Annotated in this window: 16 protein-coding genes, 1 tRNA gene and 1 pseudogene; 10 read left to right on the forward strand and 8 right to left on the reverse strand. The window is 74.4% G+C overall.

The window, feature by feature from the left end:
- The first annotated feature begins 36 nt into the window (after window positions 1-36).
- Window positions 37-1,032: an electron transfer flavoprotein subunit alpha/FixB family protein gene (locus ACZ2G1_RS14105; protein WP_470377036.1), complete on the forward strand. Its 996-nt coding sequence runs from the start codon at window positions 37-39 to the stop codon at window positions 1,030-1,032.
- A 45-nt stretch (window positions 1,033-1,077) separates the two neighbouring features.
- Here the strand turns inward: ACZ2G1_RS14105 and selB are convergent, their stop codons facing one another.
- The 3 genes from selB to ACZ2G1_RS14120 all read right to left on the reverse strand — a co-directional run bounded on the left by selB (window position 1,078) and on the right by ACZ2G1_RS14120 (window position 4,352).
- Window positions 1,078-2,868, reverse strand: coding sequence for a selenocysteine-specific translation elongation factor (selB, locus tag ACZ2G1_RS14110; RefSeq protein ID WP_470377732.1), 1,791 nt, complete (start codon window positions 2,866-2,868; stop codon window positions 1,078-1,080).
- 2 nt (window positions 2,869-2,870) lie between these two features.
- On the reverse strand, window positions 2,871-4,208 hold the full coding sequence (selA, locus tag ACZ2G1_RS14115) for an L-seryl-tRNA(Sec) selenium transferase (protein ID WP_470377037.1): 1,338 nt from the start codon (window positions 4,206-4,208) through the stop codon (window positions 2,871-2,873).
- Window positions 4,209-4,257: 49 nt separating this feature from the next.
- Window positions 4,258-4,352, reverse strand: a tRNA-Sec gene (locus ACZ2G1_RS14120).
- 41 nt (window positions 4,353-4,393) lie between these two features.
- Here ACZ2G1_RS14120 and selD point away from each other — a divergent pair.
- Window positions 4,394-5,413 (forward strand): selenide, water dikinase SelD, encoded by a 1,020-nt coding sequence (gene selD / locus ACZ2G1_RS14125; protein ID WP_470377038.1) that lies wholly within the window; start codon window positions 4,394-4,396, stop codon window positions 5,411-5,413.
- A 27-nt stretch (window positions 5,414-5,440) separates the two neighbouring features.
- Here selD and nrfD read toward each other — a convergent pair whose 3' ends face one another.
- Genes nrfD through fdh form a run of 3 tightly spaced genes read right to left on the reverse strand, consistent with a single transcriptional unit; the run spans window position 5,441 to window position 10,898 of the window.
- Entirely contained in the window at window positions 5,441-6,532 is a 1,092-nt protein-coding gene (nrfD, locus tag ACZ2G1_RS14130; protein ID WP_470377039.1) for an NrfD/PsrC family molybdoenzyme membrane anchor subunit, read from the reverse strand.
- Window positions 6,529-7,533: a 4Fe-4S dicluster domain-containing protein gene (locus ACZ2G1_RS14135; RefSeq protein WP_035923449.1), complete on the reverse strand. Its 1,005-nt coding sequence runs from the start codon at window positions 7,531-7,533 to the stop codon at window positions 6,529-6,531. The genes nrfD and ACZ2G1_RS14135 overlap by 4 nt, the downstream gene beginning before the upstream one ends.
- Window positions 7,533-10,898 (reverse strand): formate dehydrogenase, encoded by a 3,366-nt coding sequence (fdh, locus tag ACZ2G1_RS14140; RefSeq protein ID WP_181821146.1) that lies wholly within the window; start codon window positions 10,896-10,898, stop codon window positions 7,533-7,535. Before fdh ends, ACZ2G1_RS14135 begins: the two co-directional genes overlap by 1 nt.
- Window positions 10,899-11,116: 218 nt before the next feature.
- Between fdh and ACZ2G1_RS14145 the strand changes: the two are divergent.
- Window positions 11,117-12,124 (forward strand): annotated as a pseudogene (locus tag ACZ2G1_RS14145) (IS481 family transposase); the annotation flags it as partial.
- Here ACZ2G1_RS14145 and ACZ2G1_RS14150 read toward each other — a convergent pair.
- The gene (locus tag ACZ2G1_RS14150) at window positions 12,124-13,365 is read right to left on the reverse strand and encodes a heparan-alpha-glucosaminide N-acetyltransferase domain-containing protein (RefSeq protein ID WP_470377040.1); all 1,242 of its coding nucleotides are present in this window, start codon (window positions 13,363-13,365) and stop codon (window positions 12,124-12,126) included. The pseudogene ACZ2G1_RS14145 and the gene ACZ2G1_RS14150 overlap by 1 nt on opposite strands.
- Window positions 13,366-13,794: 429 nt before the next feature.
- Between ACZ2G1_RS14150 and ACZ2G1_RS14155 the strand changes: the two genes are divergently transcribed.
- The 6 genes from ACZ2G1_RS14155 to ACZ2G1_RS14180 all read left to right on the forward strand — a co-directional run bounded on the left by ACZ2G1_RS14155 (window position 13,795) and on the right by ACZ2G1_RS14180 (window position 20,220).
- Window positions 13,795-14,253, forward strand: a complete 459-nt coding sequence (locus tag ACZ2G1_RS14155) for a hypothetical protein (protein WP_017833148.1) — start codon at window positions 13,795-13,797, stop codon at window positions 14,251-14,253.
- Between the two features lie 279 nt (window positions 14,254-14,532).
- A complete protein-coding gene (locus ACZ2G1_RS14160) occupies window positions 14,533-16,164 on the forward strand; it encodes a peptide ABC transporter substrate-binding protein (protein WP_043738875.1) in 1,632 nt (543 codons plus the stop codon).
- Window positions 16,165-16,247: 83 nt separating this feature from the next.
- Window positions 16,248-17,171, forward strand: coding sequence for an ABC transporter permease (locus ACZ2G1_RS14165; protein WP_017833150.1), 924 nt, complete (start codon window positions 16,248-16,250; stop codon window positions 17,169-17,171).
- Window positions 17,164-18,132 carry an ABC transporter permease gene (locus ACZ2G1_RS14170; protein ID WP_109221407.1) on the forward strand — a complete coding sequence of 323 codons (969 nt, stop codon included), beginning with the start codon at window positions 17,164-17,166 and terminating at the stop codon, window positions 18,130-18,132. The genes ACZ2G1_RS14165 and ACZ2G1_RS14170 overlap by 8 nt, the downstream gene beginning before the upstream one ends.
- Entirely contained in the window at window positions 18,129-19,196 is a 1,068-nt protein-coding gene (locus ACZ2G1_RS14175) for an ABC transporter ATP-binding protein (protein ID WP_031282879.1), read from the forward strand. The genes ACZ2G1_RS14170 and ACZ2G1_RS14175 overlap by 4 nt, the downstream gene beginning before the upstream one ends.
- Window positions 19,189-20,220, forward strand: a complete 1,032-nt coding sequence (locus ACZ2G1_RS14180; RefSeq protein WP_284562878.1) for an ABC transporter ATP-binding protein — start codon at window positions 19,189-19,191, stop codon at window positions 20,218-20,220. The genes ACZ2G1_RS14175 and ACZ2G1_RS14180 overlap by 8 nt, the downstream gene beginning before the upstream one ends.
- Window positions 20,221-20,259: 39 nt before the next feature.
- Here the strand turns inward: ACZ2G1_RS14180 and ACZ2G1_RS14185 are convergent, their stop codons facing one another.
- Window positions 20,260-21,249, reverse strand: coding sequence for a DNA-3-methyladenine glycosylase family protein (locus ACZ2G1_RS14185; RefSeq protein WP_470377041.1), 990 nt, complete (start codon window positions 21,247-21,249; stop codon window positions 20,260-20,262).
- Between the two features lie 200 nt (window positions 21,250-21,449).
- On the opposite strand from ACZ2G1_RS14185, the gene ACZ2G1_RS14190 reads away from it, so the two are divergent.
- The gene (locus ACZ2G1_RS14190) at window positions 21,450-22,703 is read left to right on the forward strand and encodes an NRAMP family divalent metal transporter (RefSeq protein ID WP_373994745.1); all 1,254 of its coding nucleotides are present in this window, start codon (window positions 21,450-21,452) and stop codon (window positions 22,701-22,703) included.
- The last annotated feature ends 33 nt before the right edge of the window (window positions 22,704-22,736 follow it).

A 22,736-nucleotide genomic window follows, 5' to 3' on the forward strand; every position in this document is an offset into this window, starting at 1 on the left:
GCACGCGCCCGCCCGCCGGGCAGGAGGAGGACGACCATGACCACGACCACGACCGTCGCACTGGTGGTGCTGGGCACCACGGACCGGCTGCGCCGCGCCGACCGGGAGCTGCTCGTGCTCGCCGGCACGCTGGGCGAGACCCACGTCGTCGTGCCGGACGCGCCCGGCGACGCCCTGCTCGGCGAGCTCGCCGCCCACGCGGTGGGCACCGTGCACGCCCCGGAGGGCGGGCCCGGCGACCGGCTCACCACGCCGGCGGTCGCGCTGGCGGAGGCCGCCGCCCGGGAGACCGGCGCCGGGGTGCTGCTGCTCGCCGCCACCCCCGAGGCCAAGGACGTCGCCGCGCGCCTGGGCGTGCGGCTCGGGGCCGGGGTGGTCACCGACGTGGTCGCCCTCGACGCCGACCTCGTCGCCACCAAGTCCGTCCTCGCCGGGCGATGGACCACCCGGTGCCGGGCCACGAGCCCGGTGCTGATCGCGACCGTCCGCCCCAACTCGGTCGAGCTCCCCGCCGACCTCGCGGCCGGCGCCGCCGCGGGCGCCCCCGGCGCGGAGCCGACCGGGGCGCAGCGCCCGCGGGTGCGCACGCACGCGCTCGAGGACACCGTGCCCGCGGCCCGGGTGGTGGGCCGGTCCGCGCTGCCGGCCTCCGGGCGCCCGGCCCTGGGCGAGGCGCGCGTGGTCGTGGCCGGCGGCCGCGGCACGGGCGGGGACTTCGGGCCGCTCGAGGCGCTCGCGGACGCCCTCGGCGGGGCGATCGGAGCCTCCCGCGCGGCGGTGGACGCCGGGTGGATCGGCCCCGAGGCGCAGGTGGGCCAGACCGGGCGCACCGTCTCCCCGCAGCTCTACGTCTCGTGCGGGATCTCCGGGGCCGTCCAGCAGCGCGCGGGGATGCAGACGGCGGGCACGATCGTGGCCGTGAACAAGGACGCGCAGGCGCCGGTCTTCGAGATCGCCGACCTCGGCATCGTGGGCGACCTGCAGAAGGTGCTGCCCCAGGCGGTCGAGCACCTCAGGGCGCTGCGCGGATAGGAACCGGGCGGGGCCGCCGGCCGGGCCCCGCCCTGGGCCGGGGGCTCAGCGCACCACGGTCCGGTGGCCGGCGTCCAGCCGCCGGGTCCAGCCGCGGGCGTCGAGGTGCTCGAGCAGCGGGATCGCGACGCGCCGGGACGTGCCGAGCGCCTGGCGCGCCTGGCTCGTGGTGAAGGGCTGCGGCAGCCGGGCGAGCTCGCGCATCGCCAGGGCAGGGGCGGTGGGGAGCAGCACGACGCCGTCCCCGAGCCGGAGCAGCCGGCCGGTGCGCTCGGCCGCGGCGAGCTCGCGGGCGCCGAGCCGCAGCGCCGTCAGGTCGTCGGCCTCCGGGCTCCGGAAGGGGGCGGCCCCGAGTCGCCGCTCCAGCTCGAGCACCGCGGTCTCGTGGGCGTCGAGGCCGCCGCGGTGGTGCGGGGACCGGATGTGCCCGCCGTCCTGCTCCAGGCCGGCGCCCCGGACCACGGGGTCGACCAGTGCGGCGTCGGGCAGCGCGAGCAGGTCGCGGGCGGCGCCCCGCGAGAGACCCGCGGCCAGCGGATCCCGGGCGTGCAGCTCCTCCACGGCGGTGCGCAGCCGCTGCGTCCAGGACTCGAGCACGGGGGCGTGCACCCACCAGCCGCCGAGCGCGCGCACGTCGCCGGGCGGGGCGGTGTCCGCGCTGGGCACCAGCCCGAGGCGGTGCAGGTGCTGCGCCGGCACCGCGCCGCGGCGGGCCACCTCCGCGCCGACGTCTCCGCGGACGTCCGCGCCGGCGAGCCGGGCGGCCCGGCGGGCCCGGTCGCCGCGCCGCAGCAGCGCGGGCGGGTCGGCGTCGAGGACCTGGGCGCCGCCGAGCACCGAGCGGCTGCCGGGGTCGCGGAGCACCAGGCGGTCCCCGAGGACCAGGGGCAGCGGCCGGTCCAGGACCAGCCGGGCGTGGTCGTCGTCGAACGGGCTCAGCCGGGCGGGCACCGCCGCGGTGCCGGCGTGGACCACGAGGTGCTCGGCCGTGTCCGTCAGGGCGGGCCCGGTGGCCCGGCGGACGTCCAGGACGTCGGTGAGGGGCCACGTGCCGGGGGTGACCAGGGCGTCGCCGCGGTGCACGTCGGAGGCCGGGATCCCGCGCAGGTTGAGCGCCACGCGGGTGCACGGCTCCAGCGCGGTGTGCGGCACGTTCCGGCTGTGCATGCCCCGGACCACGACCGGCACGGCCCCGCCGCGGCCGAGCAGGTGCAGCCGGTCGCCCTGCCGGAGCGATCCCGCGGCCAGGGTGCCGGTCACCACCGTGCCGGAACCGGTGATCGTGAAGGACCGGTCCACCCACAGCCGCAGCCGCCCCTGGGCGGGGGCGGGCGCCCTCGCCAGGACGTCGTCGAGGGCGGCGCGCAGCTCGTCGAGGCCCGTGCCCTCGAGGGCCGAGACGGTGACCACGGGCGCGTCGTGCAGGCCGGTCCCGGCCAGCTCCGCGCGGACCTGGGCGAGCACCTCGCCGGTGCGCCCGGGGGCCCGGTCGGCGCGGGTGAGCACCACCACGCCGTGCTCGATGCCGAGGGCCGCGACGGCGTCGCGGTGGTCGCCGGACTGGGCCTGCCAGCCCTCGTCGACGGCGACCACGAAGCAGACCACGGGGGCCGGGCCGAGACCGGCGAGCATGTTGCCGAGGAAGCGCTCGTGGCCCGGGACGTCCACGAAGGCCACGTCCCGCCCGGACGGCAGCGTGGTCCAGGCGTAGCCCAGGTCGATGGTCAGCCCGCGGCGGCGCTCCTCCTCCCACCGGTCGGGCTCCATGCCGGTGAGGGCCCGCACCAGGGTGCTCTTGCCGTGGTCGACGTGCCCGGCCGTGGCGACGACGTGCACGCTCACCGGGTCCCGCCGGTGTCGGCGTCCGCCCCGGTCAGGGCGGTCAGGGCCGCCTGCACCGCCGCGCGCAGACGCCCGTCCTCGGACTCGGGCACGCAGCGCAGGTCGAGCAGGCACGCGTGGTCGTGGACCCGGGGGAGCACAGCGGGGCGGCCGGTGCGCAGCAGCGGGGCCGCCGCCTCGGGCAGCCGCACCGCCCACCCCGGCAGGGGCACCCCGGGCGCGCCGCCGCCGCCGACACGGCCGTCGTGGGCGACCACGGGCGCGCCGACGGCCGCGCCGAGCCGTTCGGCCCGGTCGCGGAGCCGGTCCGGGTCCGCGTGCAGCGCGACCGTCACCGGGGCGGGCCCCCCGGTGAGAGTGGCCTCCAGGGCGGCGAGCGCGAGCTTGTCGGCGCGGACCGCCCGGGCGAGGGGGTGGGCGGCCAGCCGGGCGACGACGTCCCGGCCGCCGAGCAGCAGTCCCGCCTGCGGGCCGCCGAGCAGCTTGTCGCCGCTCGCGATGACGAGGTCGGCGCCGTCCTCGAGGGCGGAGGCGGCGTCGGGCTCGGCCGGCAGGTGCGGGTCCGGGGTGAGGAGCCCGCTGCCGAGGTCCGCCACGAGGGGTACGCCGTGGGCCCGGGCCAGCGTCCGGAGCTCGCCGACCTCGACGGCCGCGGTGAACCCCTCCAGCCGGAAGTTGCTCGGGTGCACCTTGAGCAGGCACCCGGTCTCCGGGCCGATCGCCTCGGCGTAGTCGCGCAGGTGGGTCCGGTTGGTCGTGCCCACCTCGCGCAGCCGGGCGCCGGTCGACTCGATCAGCTCCGGCAGCCGGAAGCCGGCCCCGATCTCGACGAGCTCGCCTCGGCTGATCACCACCTCCCGGCCGGCGGCCAGGGCCGTGGTGGCCAGCACCAGGGCGGCCGCGCCGTTGTTGACGACCAGGGCGTCCTGCGCCGGGGGGCAGGCGGCGAGCAGGGCCGCCCGGGCCGCAGCGCCGCGGCGGGATCGGGTGCCGGTCCCCAGGTCGAGCTCCACGTCGACGTACCCGCCGGCCGTGACCAGCGCGTCGAGCGCCGCCGCGGACAGCGGGGCGCGGCCCAGGTTGGTGTGCACCACCACGCCGGTGGCGTTGAGCACCGGCGTCAGGGTCGAGGCGGAGCGGGCCCCGAGCGCGTCGAGCACCGCCGGCTCGACCTCTCCGGGGGCGATCTCGCCGCGTCGTGCCCGGTCCTGGGTCTCGCGCACCAGCGCGCGGACGACGTCCTCGCTCAGCCGCTCGAGCGCCCGGCGGACGGGCGGCAGGGCCATGAGCTGGTCGGTGCGCGGGATCAGGCGGCGCGGGTCGTCCAGGGCCACAGTCCCTCCTCGTCGAGCGGCGCGCGGTGCGGTGGGGGAGCACAGAGGTTGGCGGAGGCGGACGGGAATCGAACCCGCCAGGCCGAGGTGCTCGGCCTCACCGGTTTTGAAGACCGGGGGGCCCACCAGGACCCGGACGCCTCCGCCACCCAACCTAGCACCGCCGTCACCAGTAGGCTGACGGCATGGAACAGACCCGGACGTCGACCCCGCCCCTGCCCGCGCCCGGGACGGTCCGCCTGACCGGCTTCGCCCACGGCGGCGGATGCGCGTGCAAGATCCCGCCCGGCGAGCTCGAGGACGCGGTCCGGGGCCTCACCGGCCAGGCGGGGAACGGCGTGCTGGTCGGTCTCGACGACGGCGACGACGCCGCGGCCGTCCTGGTGCGCGAGGACCTCGCGGTGCTGTCCACCGCCGACTTCTTCACCCCGGTGGTCGACGACGCCTACGACTGGGGCCGGATCGCCGCCGCGAACGCGCTCTCGGACGTCTACGCCATGGGCGGGCGCCCGGTCATGGCGATCAACCTCGTGGGGTGGCCCCGCGACGTGCTGCCGATGGAGCTGATGACCGAGGTGCTCCGCGGCGGCCTGGCGGTCGCGTCCGAGGCGGGGTGCCCGGTGATCGGGGGGCACTCCATCGACGACCCGGAGCCGAAGTACGGCATGGCCGTGACCGGTGTGGCCCACCCGGACCGGCTGCTGCGCAACGACGCCGCCGCACCGGGGCTGCCCCTGACCCTCACCAAGCCGATCGGCGTGGGGCTGCTCAACAACCGGCACAAGGCGACCGGCGAGGTCTTCGCCGAGGCGCTCGCCACGATGACCCGGCTCAACCGGGACGCGGCCGAGGCGGCGCTGGCGGCCGGGGCCCGGGCGGCCACGGACGTGACCGGCTTCGGCCTGCTCGGGCACCTGCACAAGATGTGCCGTGCCTCCGGGGTGGGCGCGGTGCTCGACCGGGGCGCCGTGCCCCTGGTCGAGGGCGCGGCCGAGGCGCTGCGGGACGGCTACGTCTCCGGCGGGACCCGCCGCAACCTGGACTGGGTGCGCCCGCACCTGCGGGCGGGGACCGGTGTCACCGAGGACGACCTGCTGCTGCTGGCCGACGCGCAGACCTCGGGCGGCCTGCTGGTCGTCGGCGAGGTGCCGGGGTACCCCGTGGTGGGCCACACCGTGGTCGGCTCCGGACTCCAGGTGCGCTGAGCCCCGTCGGGGCACGGCGCCGGGCGCTCAGCCGACGGTCGTGATCGCGTCATCGGTGATCCCGGCGGCGCGGCGGGCGGCCAGCCGGGCCTTCTGCGGCTCGATCGTGTAGCGGGGGTCCACGGCCGAGTGCAGACCGGCCTCCATCACGCCGAACCGGGTGAGCGCCGAGGAGGCCAGCAGCGCCAGCCCGGAGACCGCGGCGACGGCCCGGTGCCGCCCGCCCAGCAGCGTGCCGAGACCGCCGGCGACCGCCAGCCGCTCGCTCCACGCCAGCATGGTCCCGGCCTGGCCGTGGTGCAGCGGCTCGGCCGCCACCGGGTCCATCCGGCGCTCCATCAGCTTCGTGGCGATCAGCTCACCGGCCACGCCCAGCAGGGCCAGCCGCCTGGCGGGGCCGGCCTCGCCGACCGAGGTCGTGACCATGGCCAGGCCGCCCGAGGCGAGGCTCGCCGAGCTCACGAAGACGAACGCCAGGTCCTCGCGGGCGGCGTTCCAGGTGGGCGTCGCCGTGTCGGAGAGCAGCGCCGCGGTGTACGCGGCGAGCGGGCCCGCGAAGACCGCGGCCTCGACGCCGGCCGGGCCCTCCACGGCCCGCAGCACCGGGCGCAGCGGGCCCAGCGGAAGGCGGGAGCCGGTCATCCGGTCCACCTCGGACGCGACCGCGGTCCCCATGCCGGCCCCGAACGCGCTGAGGATCCACGTGCCCATGCTCATCGGCGAGGTCGGCTTGAACGTGCGCAGCATGTGCAGGAAGCGCTCCGGGCGGCCGAGGTCCGCGACCAGCGCCGCGCCGCCGAGACCGAGCGCGGTCACCGAGCCCAGCCGGGCGTTGCGGCGCAGCTCGGCCCGGCCCGTGAGCTGACCGCCGAGCGCGAGCAGCGCGGAGCCGCCGGCCACGCCGCCGAGGAACAGGTACGCGGCGACCTCGTGGCCCCAGGGCGCCGGCTTGACCACCGGGCGGCCGTAGTAGGAGCCGAACTCCGGCTCCGGGACCATCGGCATCTCCCGGGAGCCGTCGCCGCCGCCCTGCCCGGCGCCCCGGCGGCGCGGGCCGTCCCGCCGCCGGCGGCGCGGCGGCTCGGGCGGACGGTAGCCGTCGAACTCGGACAGGCTCACGAGCGGCCCCCCGCGAAGGCCAGGGCGGCGGCGGCGAGCATGCCCGCCGCGGCCAGTCCGGCCCGCTGGTACATCCGGGGCAGGTCCGCGGTCGGCACCCGCGGGTCGGGCGGGAGCCCGTAGACCTCCGGCTCGTCGAGCAGCAAAAACACCGAGCCGGTGCCGCCCACGCCGTCCAGCTCGTTCGCGCCGTAGAGCCGCGCCTCGGTGCGCCCCTGGGCGTGCAGCTCGGCGACCCGGTGCCGGGCCGTCTCGACCATGTCGTCGTGCTCGCCGTACTTGATGGACGTGGTGGGGCACGTCTGCGCGCACGCGGGCGTCTGGTCGTCCACCATGCGGTCGTAGCACAGGGTGCACTTCTGGGCGACGCCCACGTTCTTCACCGCAGGCTTGTCCGGCTTGCCCGGCTGCCCGTCCCGCTCCGTGCGCGGGGCGGCCGTGCCGTCGGTGCGCCGCTCGATCACGCCGAACGGGCAGCCGGCCACGCAGGTGCCGCACCCGTTGCACACGTCGTCCTGGACCACCACGGTGCCGTGCTCGGTGCGGAACAGCGCCCCGGTGGGGCACACGTCGAGGCACCCGGCGTGCGTGCAGTGCTTGCAGACGTCCGAGGACATCAGCCAGCGGAACTCCTCGGTGTTCGGCGGGGTGGTGTCCCCGGCGGCCGGCTGCGGGCGCGCCTCGGGCGGGCCGACGCGCGGCATGCCCAGGCTCACGAGCTTGCGCCCGGACTCGCGGGCCTCCTCGATCCGCTCGCTGTCCTGCTCGACGAACGCCACGTGCCGCCAGGTGCTGGCACCCAGGGCGCCGGTGTTGTCGTAGGAGGACTCGAGCAGCTCGAGGTCCCCGTCCTGGGGGTTCTGGTTCCACTCCTTGCAGGCCACCTCGCAGGCCTTGCACCCGATGCAGATCGAGGTGTCCGTGAAGAAGCCCTTCCGCGCGTGCGCGTGCTCCCAGTGCGCGTCGGCCGTGGGATCGGTCGGTCCGGCCAGCTGGCCCATCAGTGCTCCCTCATCGGGTCGGTGGTCGGGTCGGTGCCCGGATCGGTGCTCCGGTCGGTGCCGGGGACGTCGATCCGGGTGTTGCCGGTCTCCACGGTGGCGCCCGCGCGCTGCTGGTACTCCAGGACCAGGTCGAGCAGCTCGGGACCCCGCGGCCGGCGGCCCGGGCGGATGTGGCACGAGCCCACCTTGGAGTCCTGGATCTGCACGTTGGGCTCGAGGGTCAGGCCCAGCAGGTCGTTGGCGGAGTCGCCGCTGACCACGGCGTCGTCGCCCACGCCCCAGTGGTACGGGAGGCCGATCTGGTGCACGGTGTGCCCGCGCACCACGAGCGGGGTCATCCGCTCGGTGACGAGCACCCGCACCTCGATCGCCGCCCGGGGCGAGACGATCGTGGCCCAGCCGTACGGCTCCAGCCCGCACTCGGCGGCGAGCTCGGGGGAGACCTCGCAGAACATCTCCGGCTGCAGCTCCGAGAGGTACGGCAGCCACCGGCTCATGCCGCCGGCGGTGTGGTGCTCGGTGAGCCGGTACGTGGTGAACACGTAGGGGTACACGTCCGCCCCCGGCTCCCCGGCGCTCGGGGCGGTGAGGTTGTCCTGGCGGGCGAACAGCACCCGGGAGGGGTTGCGCTGCTGGGTGTACAGGGCGTTGGCGACCGGCGACTCCTGCGGCTCGTAGTGCGTGGGCAGCGGCCCGTCCAGCACGCCCTTGGGCGCGTACAGCCAGCCCTTGCCGTCGGCCTGCATGATGAACGGGTCGTCGCCGGCGAGCGCGGCCGCGCCCCCGGAGTCGGGGTCGGGGCGGGTGCCCGGGGCGAGGTGGAGCGGGAAGTCGGGCACGTCGTCCCCGACCCACTGGTCCTGCTCCTCGTCCCACCACACGAGCTTCTTGCGCTCGCTCCAGGGCCGGCCCTCCGGGTCCGCCGAGGCGCGGTTGTAGAGCAGCCGACGGTTGGCCGGCCACGCCCAGCCCCACTCGAGCGCGGCGGGACCCTGTTCCTCGCCGGGTCTGCGGGCGGCGGCACGGTTGACGCCGTCGGCGTAGACCCCGGTGTAGATCCAGCAGCCGCCGGAGGTCGAGCCGTCCGCCCGCATCTCGGTGTACGAGGACAGCGGCTTCCCGGCGTCCGGGCCGGTGAGGTGCCGGCCGTTGATCTCGGCGAGCACCGCCTCGGGGTCCGGCTCGCCGTGCTCGTCGACGGGGTAGTCCCAGGTGAGGTCGAGCAGCGGGCGGTCGCGCTCGTCCCCGGACCCGGCCAGCCGCTCCCGGATCCGCCGGCCCAGCTCGAAGAAGAACTGCAGCTCGCTCTGGCACTCGCCCGGCGGGGCCACGGCCTGGTGGCGCCACTGCAGCAGCCGCTGGGTCTGGGTGAAGGTGCCCGACTTCTCCACGTGCGTGGCCGCGGGCAGGAAGAACACCTCGGTCTCGATGTCCTCGGTGCGCAGCTCGCCCGAGGCGATCTCCGGGCCGTCCTTCCACCAGGTCGCCGACTCGATGAGGTTGAGGTCCCGCACCACCAGCCACTTGAGGTGGGACATGGCCATCCGCTGCATCCGGCCGTTGGAGGAGCCCACCGCGGGGTTCTGGCCGAGCAGGAAGTAGCCCTCCACCTCGTCGTCGAGCATCTTCGTCAGCGTCTGGAAGGTGCCGTGCGCGCCGGTGAGGCGCGGGAGGTAGTCGTAGGCCCAGTCGTTGTCCGCGGTGGCGGCGTCCCCCCACCAGGCCTTGAGCAGGCTCGTCGTGTAGGCGTCGGCCTCGGCCCAGTAGCCCTTCTGCTTCTTCGACGCGATCGCGGCCAGGTAGTCGTCGAACGTGTCGTGGGTGCCGGCCACCGGCATGGGCAGGTAGCCGGGCAGCAGGTTGAACAGCGTGGGGATGTCGGTCGAGCCCTGGATGCTGGCGTGCCCGCGCAGGGCCATGATCCCGCCGCCGGGGCGGCCCATGTTGCCCAGCAGCAGCTGCAGGATGGACGCGGTGCGGATGTACTGCGCGCCCAGGCTGTGCTGGGTCCAGCCCACGGCGTAGGCGAAGCACGTGGTCCGCTCCCGCCCGGAGTTCTCCGTGATGGAGCGGGCCAGGTACGCGAAGTCCTCGGGGGAGACGCCGCACACCTCCTGCACCATCTCGGGGGTGTAGCGCGCGTAGTGCCGCTTGAGGATCTGGAACACCGTCCGGGGGTCCTGCAGGGTCTCGTCGCGCTGCATGCGGGCGTGCTCCATCGGGGCGCCGCCGCTGCCGAGCTGCTGGCCGGCGGCCTCGTCCACGGCCTCCGCCCCCTCCTCGGCGCCGTGGTCGGGGTCGCCCGCGGGTGCGTCCACCCGGCCGTCGTGGTCCCCGGCGCCGCCCTCGTTCTCGGCGTAGGCCCAGGTGGACATGTCGTACTGGCCGGTCTCCGGGTCGAACCCGGAGAACAGCCCGTCGAGGTCCTCGGCGTCGCGGTAGTCCTCGTTCACCAGCGTGGCGGCGTTGGTGTAGGCGCGCACGTACTCCTCGAACCACAGGTCGTGGGTGAGCACGTGGTTGACCAGGGCGCCGAGCAGGACGATGTCCGAGCCGGCCCGGATCGGGACGTGCTTGTCAGCGACCGCCGAGGTGCGGGTGAAGCGCGGGTCGACGTGGATGACCCGGGCGCCGCGCGCCTTGGCCTCCGTCACCCACTGGTAGCCCACGGGGTGGCACTCGGCCATGTTGGAGCCCTGGATGACGATGCAGTCGGCGTTGGCCATGTCCTGCAGGGACTGCGTGGCACCGCCACGTCCGAACGAGGCTCCCAGACCGGGAACCGTGGCGGAGTGTCAAATACGGGCCTGGTTCTCGATCTGGATCGCTCCCGCGGCGGTGAAGAGCTTCTTGATGAGGTAGTTCTCCTCGTTGTCCAGCGTGGCGCCGCCCAGGGCGGCGAAGCCCATCGTGCGGCGCAGCGGACGGCCCTGCTCGTCGGCGTCCTGCCAGCCGTTGCGGCGGGCCTCGAGGACGCGGTCGGCCACCATCTCGAGGGCGGTGCCGAGGTCCAGCCGCTGCCACTCGGTGGCCCGGGGCGCACGGTAGAGCACCTCGGTCTGCCGGCCGGGGGCGTTGACCAGCTGCTCGCTGGCCGCGCCCTTGGGGCACAGGCGTCCGCGGGAGATCGGCGAGTCCGGGTCGCCCTCGATCTGGACGACCTTCTCGTCCTTGACGTACACCCGCTGGCCGCAGCCGACCGCGCAGTACGGGCAGACGCTCTGCACGACCCGGTCCGCGGTGGTCGTGCGCGGGCTCGTCGTCCGGGTGCGCTCCGAGGTCACCGCCGGTCCGCGACCGAGCAGGTCGCCCGAACGGATCTGCCGGAGGACCGGCCACTCCAGGGGACTGAATCGTGACATGTCAGGAGCATAGCCCGCCGGTGTGTCAGGAGCCACACCGGCGGGCGCCGCGGACGCAGGCGCCGCCGGCGCGCGGAACCCGCTGGTCCAGTAGGGACTCCGCTAGGTGTTGTGGGGCATGAGGTTCTTGGCGCGGGTGCGTCGATGAGTTGAGGAACGGGCTCCTCGTCACAGGATGGAAGTTCCTACACCGTCCGTCCGCGCGAGAGAGCCCGTTCATGACCCACGTTAATGCACCTCTGACCCCGACCGGCCGGCTGCGCATGGTGTTGCGCCACCTCGACGACGGGATCCCCAAGGCCCACGTGGCCGCGGAGTTCCGGGTCTCCCGGCCGACCGTGGCCACTTGGGTGGCCCGCTACCTCGAGGCCGGGGAAGCAGGGCTGATCGACCGTTCCTCTGCTCCGCACGAGAGCCGTACGCTCACCCCGGCGGCGGTCGTCGACCTTATCGAGGCGCTCCGTCGGGGCCGCAAGTGGTCGGCGCGGCGCATCCACCGTCACCTGGTCGACCGCGCCGTCCAGATCAGTCTGCGCACCGTCGGCCGTTGGCTGCATCGACTCGGGATCTCCCGGCTGCGCGACCTTACCCCCGCAGGTGAGAACTCCCGCAGGACCCCGGGACGGATCCGCGCCGCCTGGCCCGGACACATGGTCCATCTGGATGTGAAGAAGGTCGGCAAGATCCCTGACGGCGGCGGCTGGCGGGCCCATGGCCGCGGGTCCAGCGCCGCGAAGCAGTCCAAGCGCGGGCCCGGGGCGAAGGTCGGCTACACCTACCTGCACTCGGCCGTGGACGGGTTCTCCCGGCTGGCTTACACCGAGGCCCTCGCCGACGAGAAGGCCACGACCACGATCGGGTTCTTCTGCCGGGCGCGAGCCTTTTTCGCCGCCCACGGCATCACCCGTCTGCACCGGGTGGTCACGGACAACGGCGCCAACTACCGGGCCCGGGACTTCACCCGTTGCGTGGAAGCCTTGGCCGGCCGGCACCAGCGCATCAAGCCCTACACGCCACGGCACAACGGCAAGGTCGAGCGGTACAACCGGCTGCTGGCCGACGAGGTGCTCTACGTCCGCCCCTACGCCAGCGAGCAGGCCCGCCGGGACGCGATCGGGGTGTGGGTGAACCACTTCAACTACCATCGACCCCATACCGCCTGCGGCGATCAGCCCCCGGCCTCACGCGTCCCGGCCCGCGCCAATAACGTCATGCCCTCCTACAGCTATGCCCGCGGGGACGCCGCCGTCCGGGAAGGGGTGCCCAGGACCAGGCGGCGGGTGCCCCGGACGGCGGCCGCGATCACCCGCTCGAGCGGTCCCTGACCGAACGTCGCCTGCCAGAGCGCGGCGAAGCCGGCGGCCACGGCCACGTGCACGGCGAACCAGAGCACGCGGTCCTCGTAGTGGAGCGTCGTGGCCAGGGCGAGCAGGTGGGCCGAGTACAGGGTCAGGGTGCGGGCCCCCATGGCGCCCAGGGTGGTCCACAGCCGGTTCGGGCGCGCGACGAGCAGGAAGAGCCCCAGCACGGCCAGGCCGGTGCCCAGGTCCATGAGCAGCGTCACCGGGGTGTTGCTGTGCGGTCCGGGGGTGAGCAGCCACCACCACGTGGAGGTGGGCAGGTCCGGGCTCGGGCCCCAGACGAGGATCTCGTCGACCTGGTCCTCGCTCAGCCACGGGGTGTGCCGCAGCAGCTGGTCGTAGCCGCCGGCCTGCAGGACCAGCACCCAGTAGACGAACCAGGCCCCGAGCGCCAGGACCACGCCGGCCACGGCGATCCGGACCCGCACCACGACCTCGTGCAGGTCGGTCCGGCCGAGGAGCAGACCGGCGCAGAGGTACGTCAGGTAGGGCACGGCCGGGTAGGTCCCGGTCAGCAGCACCTGGGCCAGGGTGGCGCCCGGGTCCGCGAGCGCGCTGCCGAGGGTGGGGTTGACCGCCTCGGCCTGGGGCAGGGCGGGGCCGAGGACGTGCACGAGCACGGGGCCCAGGACTGCGGCGAGCGCCGCGACGGCGGCCAGCGTGCGGCGCCGCAGGCCCAGCAGCGGGACGGCGAGCAGGAAGAACGCGCCGTAGTAGACGAGGATGCCCAGCGCGGGCGCCGGGGACGGCATGACCTGGTTGATCGCCAGCCCGGCGGCGGCGATGAGCAGGGCCCGCACCACCAGGCCGGCGCGGGTGGCCGTCAGCGCGCGGCCCCGGTGCGGGGCGCGCCCGCCCGAGGAAAACGCCAGGCTCAGCCCGGCCAGCAGGGCGAACAGCGCCGCGGCGCGCCCGCCGAACAGGGTCCACTGGAGGGTGGGCTCGAAGGTGTCGGGGTCGTGGGCGGGCAGGATGTGGACCGCGATCATGCCGATCAGCGCCAGGCCGCGGGCAGCGTCCACGGCGATGAGGCGGGGTCTGCGGGCGGGGGCCGCAACGGTCGTGCTGATGGTGCCGGTCGTGGGGGCTTCGGACGTTCGGCTCATGGGATCTCCGGGGGGCGGGGGCGCGCAGGGGATCGTGACCGCTGCCGGCGGGGACCGGTGCGGCCCGTGCGCGGGGGTGCGCAGGGGTGCGCACGGACGGGGCGGCTCGCGGGGATCCGGGCGGCCGGCCGGTGGGACGTCCGGCCGGCCCCCGGGGGAGGGGCCGGTGCGGACGTCGGTGCGCCCGGGCGGGGGCCCGGTGCGGCGGCGGTCCCGAATCCCCCTCGGGCCGCCTCCGACCCTAGGAGCCGGATCCTCTCCTGTCCACTTGGCGCGTTTGCATTGTCCCAGGTCACAAGGCGTTTGCGACGTGTTCACCGACGCCCCTCTGGAAGTCCGCCGGGGTCGCTGGTTCCATGGGAGCAGGCCTCTCCGACCCGCGCCGGGCGCCGGGTGGAGGGCGCGGTCGCAGGTCCTGAGGAAGGTTCGATGATGAGCAGTGCACTGTCCCCCCGGCCGGCGTTCCGGTCGGTCGACCCCGTCCACGTCCCGCTGCTCCCGGAGCACCCCGACGACGCTGCCCCCGACCGCCAGGACGACGGCCTCGGTCTGCACCCCGCCGGGCTCCTCCAGCGGGTCTTCACCGCGGCGGGAGAGGTGGAGGCCGCGGAGTGGGCGCTCGACCACGTCCTCGACGCCGTGGCCTCCGGCGAGGAGGTGGGCATCGGTCTCGACGTCGCCCCCCTCGACGGCGCCCTCGAGTCGGCGCGCTGGGCACTGGACCGGGCGGTGGGCGCCCTGCGCGCCGAGATCCGCTGGGCGGCGCGGCACGGCGTCCCGCTCTGCCTCCTCGCCGAGGCCTCCGCGACGGAGCTGGACGAGGTGCGCTCCGTGCTGCGCTCCGCCGCTCTCGGGGCGGGGACAGGGGGACTGGCCGTCGCCGGCTGAGCCGACCTCCGCCCCGCGGGGGCTCGGAGCCCGGCCTTGTTGTTACGAATGGGTAACTGATACCGGCGGTTCCTGTTTCTCCTGGCGTGTCTGCTGTCGTCCCCCGAACGGACCACATAGATTTCTTCTGGGTGCGGCGGACGGTGATCTCCGTCACGTCGGACCCGGAGCCCCGTGCTCCACGACGCGAGCCCCGTGCTCGCCCCGGCGTGGCCCCGTCCCCCTCGGACTGCGAACCCAGCACTCCTGGCGGGCCCGTATCGACCCATGGAGGAAACGATGAGAACGAAGCGGATCGCGGGCACGTCAGTGGCGCTCTCCGGAGCCCTGCTGCTCACCGCGTGCGGCGGGGGAGACGGCGGGGGCACCGCCGCCGAGGGCGGCGGCGACGGCACCTTCAGCGTGTACATCGGGGAGCCCGAGAACCCGCTGCTGCCCGGCAACACCGGCGAGACGGAGGGCGGTCAGGTCGTCGACGCCCTCTGGACCGGCCTGGTCGAGTACGACCGGGAGTCCAACGAGGCCGTCTACACCGGCGTCGCGGAGTCGATCGAGTCCGAGGACCAGACGACGTGGACGGTCAGCCTCAAGGACGGCTGGACCTTCCACGACGGGTCCCCGGTGACCGCCCAGAGCTACGTGGACTCGTGGAACTACGTGGCCAACAGCGAGAACGCGCAGGGCAACTCCTACTTCTTCTCCAACGTCGAGGGCTACGACGCCCTCCAGGGCGAGGAGGGCGCGAGCCCCACCGCCACCGAGATGTCCGGCCTGCGCGTCGTCGACGAGCAGACCTTCGAGGTCACCCTCAGCGAGCCCTACGCGCAGTGGCCGACCACCGTCGGCTACACCGCGTTCTTCCCGATGCCGGAGGCGTTCTTCGAGGACCCCGAGGGCTTCGGCGAGCAGCCGATCGGCAACGGCCCGTTCAAGGCGGACGAGGCCTTCCAGGAGGGCCAGGGCATCACGCTCACCCGCTACGACGAGTTCGGCGGCGACGAGCCGGCCAAGGCCGCCGCCGTGGAGTTCCGCGTCTACACCGAGATCAACACCGCCTACAACGACCTCCAGGCCGGCTCGCTCGACGTGGTCGACCAGATCCCGCCGGACGCCATCGCCTCCGCCGAGGACCAGTTCGGCGAGCGGTTCAAGACCACCCCGCGCGGCGACATCACCGCGCTCGGCTTCCCGACCTACGACGAGCGCTTCGCCGACCCGGAGGTCCGCCGCGCCTTCTCCATGGCCATCGACCGGCAGGCGATCACCGACGCGATCTTCCAGGGCTCCCGCACCCCGGCCGCGTCCTTCGTCTCGCCCGTGATCGACGGCCACCGCGAGGACGCCTGCGACGCGTGCGAGCTGAACGTCGAGGAGGCCAACCGGATGCTCGACGAGGCGGGCTTCGACAAGTCCGAGCCCGTGGACCTGTGGTTCAACGCCGGCGCCGGCCACGAGGAGTGGATGCAGGCCGTCGGCAACCAGCTCCGCGAGAACCTGGGCGTCGAGTACCAGCTGCGCGGCGACCTCCAGTTCGCGGAGTACCTGCCCAAGCAGGACGAGAAGGGCATGACCGGCCCGTTCCGCTCCGGCTGGATCATGGACTACCCGGTCATGGAGAACATGCTCGGCCCGACGTACTCCACGGCGGCCCTGCCGCCGGCCGGCTCGAACGTGACGTTCTACTCGAACGAGGAGTTCGACGCCAAGCTGCAGGAGGGCAACGCCGCCGACTCGATCGACACGGCGATCCAGGCCTACCAGGAGGCCGAGGACCTGCTCGTGGCCGACATGCCGGCCACGCCGCTGTTCTTCGGGCTCGTGCAGTACGCACACTCGGAGAACGTGGAGGAGGTCTACGTCAACAGCTTCGGCCGCGTCGAGGTCGAGGACGTCGTCGTCACCTCGGAGTGATCCGACCCTGACCCGGGGCGCCCCGCACGGGGCGCCCCGGGCCCACCTGTCCGCGCAACACCTCCGCACACACAAGGAGACCCATGGGGCGGTACGTCCTCCGCCGTCTGCTGCTGACCGTCCCGGTGCTGCTGGGCGCGTCCCTGCTCATCTTCTCGATGGTCTACGCGCTGCCCGGCGATCCCATCCGGGCGCTGGCCGGCGACCGGCCGCTGTCCGAGGCCGTGCAGGCGCAGCTGCGCACCGAGTACAACCTCGACGACCCGCTGCTGATCCAGTACGCCAAGTACCTGGGCGGCCTGGTGCAGGGCGACTTCGGCACCGACTTCTCGGGCCGTCCCGTCCTCGACACGATCGTGGACCGGCTGCCGGTGACGGCCCGGCTGGCCCTCGTGGCCGTGGCCTTCGAGATCCTCATCGGCATCCTCGCCGGCGTGCTGGCTGGCCTGCGGCGCGGATCCTTCTTCGACAACCTCGTGCTGGTCTCCACCACGGTGGTCGTGTCCATCCCCGTCTTCGTCCTCGGCTTCCTCGCCCAGTACGTCTTCGGCGTACGGCTCGGCTGGTTCCCCATCGCCGGCATCTCGGACGGCTGGTACAGCTACGTCCTGCCCGGCTTCGTGCTCGCGGCGCTCTCGCTCGCCTACGTGGCCCGGCTGACCCGCACGAGCCTCGCGGAGAACCTGCAGAGCGACTACGTGCGCACGGCGCGCGCCAAGGGCCTCAGCGAGGTGTCGGTGGTCGGCAAGCACACCCTGCGCAACAGCCTCATCCCGGTGGTCACCTTCATCGGCGCCGACCTCGGCGCCCTCATGGGCGGGGCCATCGTCACCGAGTCGGTGTTCAACATCCCCGGTCTCGGCCGGGCGGTCTACGACGCGGTGCTGCGGCAGGAGGGCGCCGTCGTCGTCGGGATCGTCACCCTGTTCGTCTTCTTCTACATCTTCTTCAACCTGGTGGTCGATGTCCTCTACGCCGCCCTCGACCCGAGGATCCGCTATGAATGAGCCGCGTCCGGAGAGCGTCCGCGAGGAGCGGGACGCCCACCACGAGACCTTCTCCGACCGCGTGGACGACCGCGCCGACGAGATCGCCTCGGCGGCGGCCGCGGGGGACATCGAGCAGGTCAGCCTGTGGCGGGACGCCTGGAAGGGCCTGCTCCGCAACCCCTTCTTCCTGGTGGGGGCCCTGCTCTTCGTCGTGTTCGCGGTGATGGCCCTCGCCCCGCAGGTGTTCACCTCGGTGGACCCGCGGGCCTGCAGCCTCGGCCGCTCGGGGGAGGGCCCGCAGCCCGGGGCGCCGTTCGGCTACGACGTCCAGGGCTGCGACTACTACTCGAACGTGGTGCACGGCGCGCGCATCTCCCTGGCCATCGGCTTCCTCGCCGTCCTGGGCACCCTGGCCATCGGCGTGGTGGTGGGCGCGCTCGCCGGCTACTACGGCGGCTGGCTCGACTCGCTGCTCGCCCGGATCACCGACATCTTCTACGGCCTGCCGCTCATCCTGGGCGCCATCATCCTGCTCTCCGTGCTGCCCGAGCGCGGGGTGCTCGAGGTCTCCCTCGCGCTGATCGCGTTCGGCTGGATGACGGCCATGCGCCTGGTCCGCTCCAACGTGATCGGGGTCAAGGAGGCCGACTACGTCCAGGCAGCCCGGGCGCTGGGCGCGCGGACCGGCCGGATCCTCACCAAGCACATCCTGCCCAACGCCGTGGCGCCCGTCCTGGTCTACTCCACCATCGCGGTCGGCACGATCATCGCCTCCGAGGCGACGCTCACCTTCCTGGGCGTGGGCCTGCAGCTGCCCGAGATCTCCTGGGGTCTGCAGATCAACGCGGCGCAGAACAGGCTGCGCGACGCCCCGCACCTGATCCTCTTCCCGTCGCTGTTCCTGTCCCTGACCGTGCTCTCGTTCATCCTCATGGGCGACGCGCTGCGCGACGCCCTCGACCCGAAGTTGCGCCGATGACACCCTCCTCCGTCCCCGCTCCCACCCCCGCCCCCGTGCCCGCGCCGCCGGGCGGCGCGGCGGGCCCCGTGCTCGAGGTCGACGACCTCGCGGTGGAGTTCCGCTCCCGCCGGCGCACCGTCCGGGCCGTCAACGGGATCAGCTACACCGTCCGGGCCGGCGAGACCCTCGCGATCGTCGGGGAGTCCGGCTCCGGCAAGAGCGTCAGCGCCCAGGCCGTCATGGGCATCCTCGACATCCCGCCCGCCCGCATCACGCACGGCGAGATCCGCTTCCACGGCGAGGACCTGCTGGGCATGAGCCGCCGGGACCAGCGGGCGGTGCGGGGGCCGGGCATCGCCATGGTCTTCCAGGACGCCCTCTCCGCGCTGAACCCGGTCTTCTCCGTGGGCCACCAGATCGGCGAGCTGTTCCGCGCCCACCGGGGCGCCTCCCGGCAGGAGGCGAAGGCCCGGGCGATCGAGCTCATGGAGCGCGTGGGGATCCCCGCGGCCCGGGAGCGCGTGGGCGACTTCCCGCACCAGTTCTCCGGCGGCATGCGCCAGCGCGTGATGATCGCGATGGCCATCGCCCTGGACCCGGACATCCTGATCGCCGACGAGCCGACCACCGCGCTCGACGTCACCGTCCAGGCCCAGATCATGGACCTGCTCACCGAGCTCCGCACGCAGACCGGGATGGGCGTCATCCTCATCACCCACGACCTGGGGGTGGTCAACGAGGTCGCCGACCGGGTGGCGGTGATGTACGCGGGCAGCATCGTGGAGAACGGCACGGTCGACGAGGTGCTCTCGGCGCCCCTGCACCCCTACACCCGGGGGCTGATGTCCTCGATGCCCAGCCTCGAGTCCCAGGGCGAGCGGCTCCTGCCCATCGCCGGGACCCCGCCGGACCTCTCCGCCGTCCCCGCCGGCTGCGCGTTCCACCCGCGCTGCCCCATGGCCCGGTTCGGGCGGACGGCGGCACCGGGCAAGGACTGCGCCGCGGACGTCCCGGTGCTGCGCGAGGTCGTGCCGGGCCGGACGGCCGCGTGCCACTACAGCGAGGAGCTCGAGCATGAGTGACACCCTGCCGACGACGGCGGACGCGCCCCTCCTGGAGCTGCGCGGGCTCACCAAGCACTTCCCCCTCACCCAGGGGGTGCTGCTGCGGCGGACCGTGGGCCAGGTCCAGGCGGTGGACGGCGTGAGCATGACCCTCGGCCCGGGGGAGACCCTGGGGCTCGTGGGCGAGTCCGGCTCCGGCAAGTCCACCGTGGCGAAGCTCATCATGGCGCTGCAGCAGCCCACCGCGGGCCAGGTCCTGTACAAGGGCCGGGACGTGGCCGCGATGTCCTCGCGGCAGCTGCGGGAGTACCGCCGCAACGTGCAGATCATCTTCCAGGACCCCTACTCGTCCCTCAACCCGCGGATGACGGTGGGGGACATCGTGGCCGAGGCCTGGGACGTGCACCCCAACGCCGTGGCGCGGCAGGACCGCGCGGCCACGGTCCGGGAGCTGCTGGAGCGGGTGGGGCTGCGGCCCGACTACGCCAACCGGTACCCGCACCAGTTCTCCGGGGGCCAGCGGCAGCGCATCGGGATCGCACGGGCCCTGGCCCTGCGCCCCGAGGTGATCATCTGCGACGAGCCGGTCTCGGCCCTGGACGTCTCCGTCCAGGCGCAGGTCATCAATCTGCTGCAGGACCTGCAGGACGAGTTCGGCCTGTCCTTCCTCTTCATCGCCCACGACCTCTCGGTGGTGCGCCACCTCAGCGACCGGGTCGCGGTGATGTACCTGGGCAAGGTGGTGGAGACGGGCGACCGGGACGCGATCTACCACCGGGCCGCCCACCCGTACACGCAGGCCCTGCTCTCCGCGGTGCCGGTCCACGAGCCCGCCCTGCGCGGGGGGCGCGAGCGGATCATGCTCAGCGGCGACCTGCCCAGTCCCGCGAACCCGCCCTCCGGGTGCCGGTTCCGGACGCGGTGCTGGAAGGCGCAGGACGTGTGCGCCGAGCAGGAGCCGGAGCTCGTGGACCGCGGCCAGGGCCACCCGGCGGCCTGCCACTTCGCCGAGAGCCGGGACCTCGTGCCCGGCTCGGCCTAGCAGCCGGCCCGCGCGGCAGACCCGCGCCGCCGGCCGGGCTCAGCGGGCCCCGGACCCTCCGGGGCCCCCGGCGGGGCCGGGGCCGCCGGGCGCTGCGCGGTCCCCGCCGGCGGGCAGGGCGGCCGAGTCCGGGAACGCCGCGCGGGCCCACAGCCGCATCACGGCGTAGCTGCGCCAGGGGCTCCAGGCGGACGCGGTCGCCGCGGCGGCGGCCGCCCCGGCCGCCCCGAGCGCGCGCCGCAGGACCAGGTCCTGGGGCAGGAAGACGTCGGGGTCGCCCAGGACGCGCAGCGAGATCGACCCGGCCGTCCACGGGCCGATGCCGGGCAGGGCCAGCAGGCGCTCGCGCAGCACGGCTGCGTCCTCCCCGGCCGGCACGCCGGCACGTCCCGGCGGGGCGTCGAGGACGAGTCCGTCGCGGACCGCCACGGCGAGCGCGTGCACGGTCGCGGCCCGGCGGGTGGTGACGCCCACGTCCCGCTGCAGCCGGGCCGGGTCCGTCCCGGCGATCCGGCGGGCCGTCGGGAAGGCGGTGGCGCCGCCGGTCACGGGCGTGCCGTGGTGGCGGACCAGGCGCCCGGCGAAGGTGCGGGCCGCGGCGAGGGAGACCTGCTGCCCCAGTACGGTCAGGACTGCCGTCTCGAAGCCGTCCGGTGCACCGGGCAGCCGGATCAGGGGCCAGGCGCGCACGTCCGCGGCGAGCACGGGGTCGGCCGCCAGGGCGCGGTCCGCCGCGGGGGACTCCGTGCCCTCGCCGAGCCAGCGGCGCACCCGCTCCAGCACGGGCTCCAGGGTCTCCGCCGCCCCGGGCCCCACGCGCACCGGCAGACCGGCCGGAGTGAGGCCCCTCCAGTCGACCGTCACCGTGCGGACGGCTCCGTCCACCACGACGGGGCGCCGGTGGGCGCCGCCCGCGAGGTCGTCGCACCCGGGCACGGCCTGGGAGGCCAGGAAGTCCCGGAGGAACCCGGGGGACGCCGGCGCCGGGAGCAGGACGTCCACGGCACCCGCGGACCCGTCGTCGTGCATGCGCTGCTCCCGGTCGTCGAGGGGCGGGGATCCGGACCCAGCCTGTCCCGGGGGCCGCTGCGTGTCCAGGCGGAGAAGCGGCGGAGGCCCTGTTCAGATTGTTCAACAATCACTACACTGGCACGAGAGTGACCGCGGCCACGTCCAGGGTGGCCGGCGCCGTGCCCCGGCGCAGGTCGCCCCCGTCCCGAGGAGGCCGCATGTCCAGCTCCGCCCCCGTCCCGCCCGTCCCGGAGGGCCGCGGCGCCGTCAGCAGCCCCGCGGCGATGCGGGCCGTGAACCGCTCCGCCCTGCTCGGCGCCCTCTTCCTGATGGCCACCAGCGCCATCGGCCCCGGGTTCATCACCCAGACCGCGAACTTCACCGTCCAGCTGGGCGCCGCCTTCGCGTTCGCCATCGTCATCTCCATCGTCGTCGACATCGCGGTGCAGCTGAACGTGTGGCGGATCATCGGCGTCTCCGGGCTCAAGGCGCACGAGCTCGGCAACCGCGTGCTGCCGGGCCTCGGCTGGTTCATCGCCGCGCTCGTGGCCACCGGCGGGCTCGTCTTCAACATCGGCAACACCGCCGGCGGCGGGCTCGGCCTCGACGCGCTGCTCGGCCTCGACCCCACCTGGGGAGGCATCATCACGGCGCTGATCGCGGTGGGCGTGTTCGTCAGCAAGCGCGCGGGCGTGGCCCTGGACCGGATCGTGGTGGTCCTCGGCGTGCTCATGATCCTCGTGACGAGCTACGTCGCGTTCGTCTCGCGGCCCCCGGTGGGGGAGGCGCTGCGCAACGTGGTGCTGCCCGAGAACGTGGACTTCCTGATCATCACGACCCTCATCGGCGGGACCGTGGGCGGGTACATCACCTACGCGGGCGCCCACCGCATCGTCGACGCCGGGATCACCGGCGTGGAGAGCGTCAAGCAGATCTCCCGCAGCTCCGTGGTGAGCATCGTGCTCACCGGGGTCATGCGCTTCCTGCTGTTCCTGGCGATCCTCGGGGTGGTCGCCGGCGGCGCCCAGCTCACGGGCGAGAACCTCGCCGCCCAGGCGTTCCGCTCCGCCGCCGGGGAGGTCGGCCTGCGCCTGTTCGGGGTCATCCTGTGGGCCGCGTCCATCTCCTCGGTCATCGGCGCCGCCTACACCTCGGTGTCCTTCCTCACCACCTCCCGGACGAAGCCGCGCACCCGGAACCTGATGACCATCGCCTTCATCCTGGTCTCCGCCACCGTGTTCGCCCTGCTCGGCCAGGCGCCGTCCACGCTGCTCATCGTGGCGGGCGCCGTCAACGGGCTCATCCTGCCGCTGGGCTTCGCGGTGCTGCTGTGGGTGGCCTGGCGCCGGCGGGACCTGCTGGGCGGCTACGAGTACCCCAAGTGGCTCGCGCTGATCGGCACCGTGGTGTGGCTGCTCACCATCTTCCTGGGCTACCAGTCCCTCAGCGGCATCGCCGCGCTGTGGGCGTGATCGCCGTGGGACCGGACAGCACGCAGGCCCGGC

The organism is Kocuria sp. KKT182 (assembly GCF_055635395.1).

Excerpts from the sequence above, each read along its gene's own strand:
- ACZ2G1_RS14160 (WP_043738875.1), top strand. The coding sequence starts at position 14,533 with ATGAGAACGAAGCGGATCGCGGGCACGTCAGTGGCGCTCTCCGGAGCC.
- ACZ2G1_RS14175 (WP_031282879.1), top strand. The coding sequence starts at position 18,129 with ATGACACCCTCCTCCGTCCCCGCTCCCACCCCCGCCCCCGTGCCCGCG.
- ACZ2G1_RS14165 (WP_017833150.1), top strand. The coding sequence starts at position 16,248 with ATGGGGCGGTACGTCCTCCGCCGTCTGCTGCTGACCGTCCCGGTGCTG.
- ACZ2G1_RS14155 (WP_017833148.1), top strand. The coding sequence starts at position 13,795 with ATGATGAGCAGTGCACTGTCCCCCCGGCCGGCGTTCCGGTCGGTCGAC.
- ACZ2G1_RS14135 (WP_035923449.1), bottom strand. The coding sequence starts at position 7,533 with ATGGGCCAGCTGGCCGGACCGACCGATCCCACGGCCGACGCGCACTGG.
- ACZ2G1_RS14170 (WP_109221407.1), top strand. The coding sequence starts at position 17,164 with ATGAATGAGCCGCGTCCGGAGAGCGTCCGCGAGGAGCGGGACGCCCAC.
- ACZ2G1_RS14185 (WP_470377041.1), bottom strand. The coding sequence starts at position 21,249 with ATGCACGACGACGGGTCCGCGGGTGCCGTGGACGTCCTGCTCCCGGCG.
- ACZ2G1_RS14150 (WP_470377040.1), bottom strand. The coding sequence starts at position 13,365 with ATGAGCCGAACGTCCGAAGCCCCCACGACCGGCACCATCAGCACGACC.
- ACZ2G1_RS14105 (WP_470377036.1), top strand. The coding sequence starts at position 37 with ATGACCACGACCACGACCGTCGCACTGGTGGTGCTGGGCACCACGGAC.
- ACZ2G1_RS14190 (WP_373994745.1), top strand. The coding sequence starts at position 21,450 with ATGTCCAGCTCCGCCCCCGTCCCGCCCGTCCCGGAGGGCCGCGGCGCC.
- ACZ2G1_RS14180 (WP_284562878.1), top strand. The coding sequence starts at position 19,189 with ATGAGTGACACCCTGCCGACGACGGCGGACGCGCCCCTCCTGGAGCTG.
- selD (WP_470377038.1), top strand. The coding sequence starts at position 4,394 with ATGGAACAGACCCGGACGTCGACCCCGCCCCTGCCCGCGCCCGGGACG.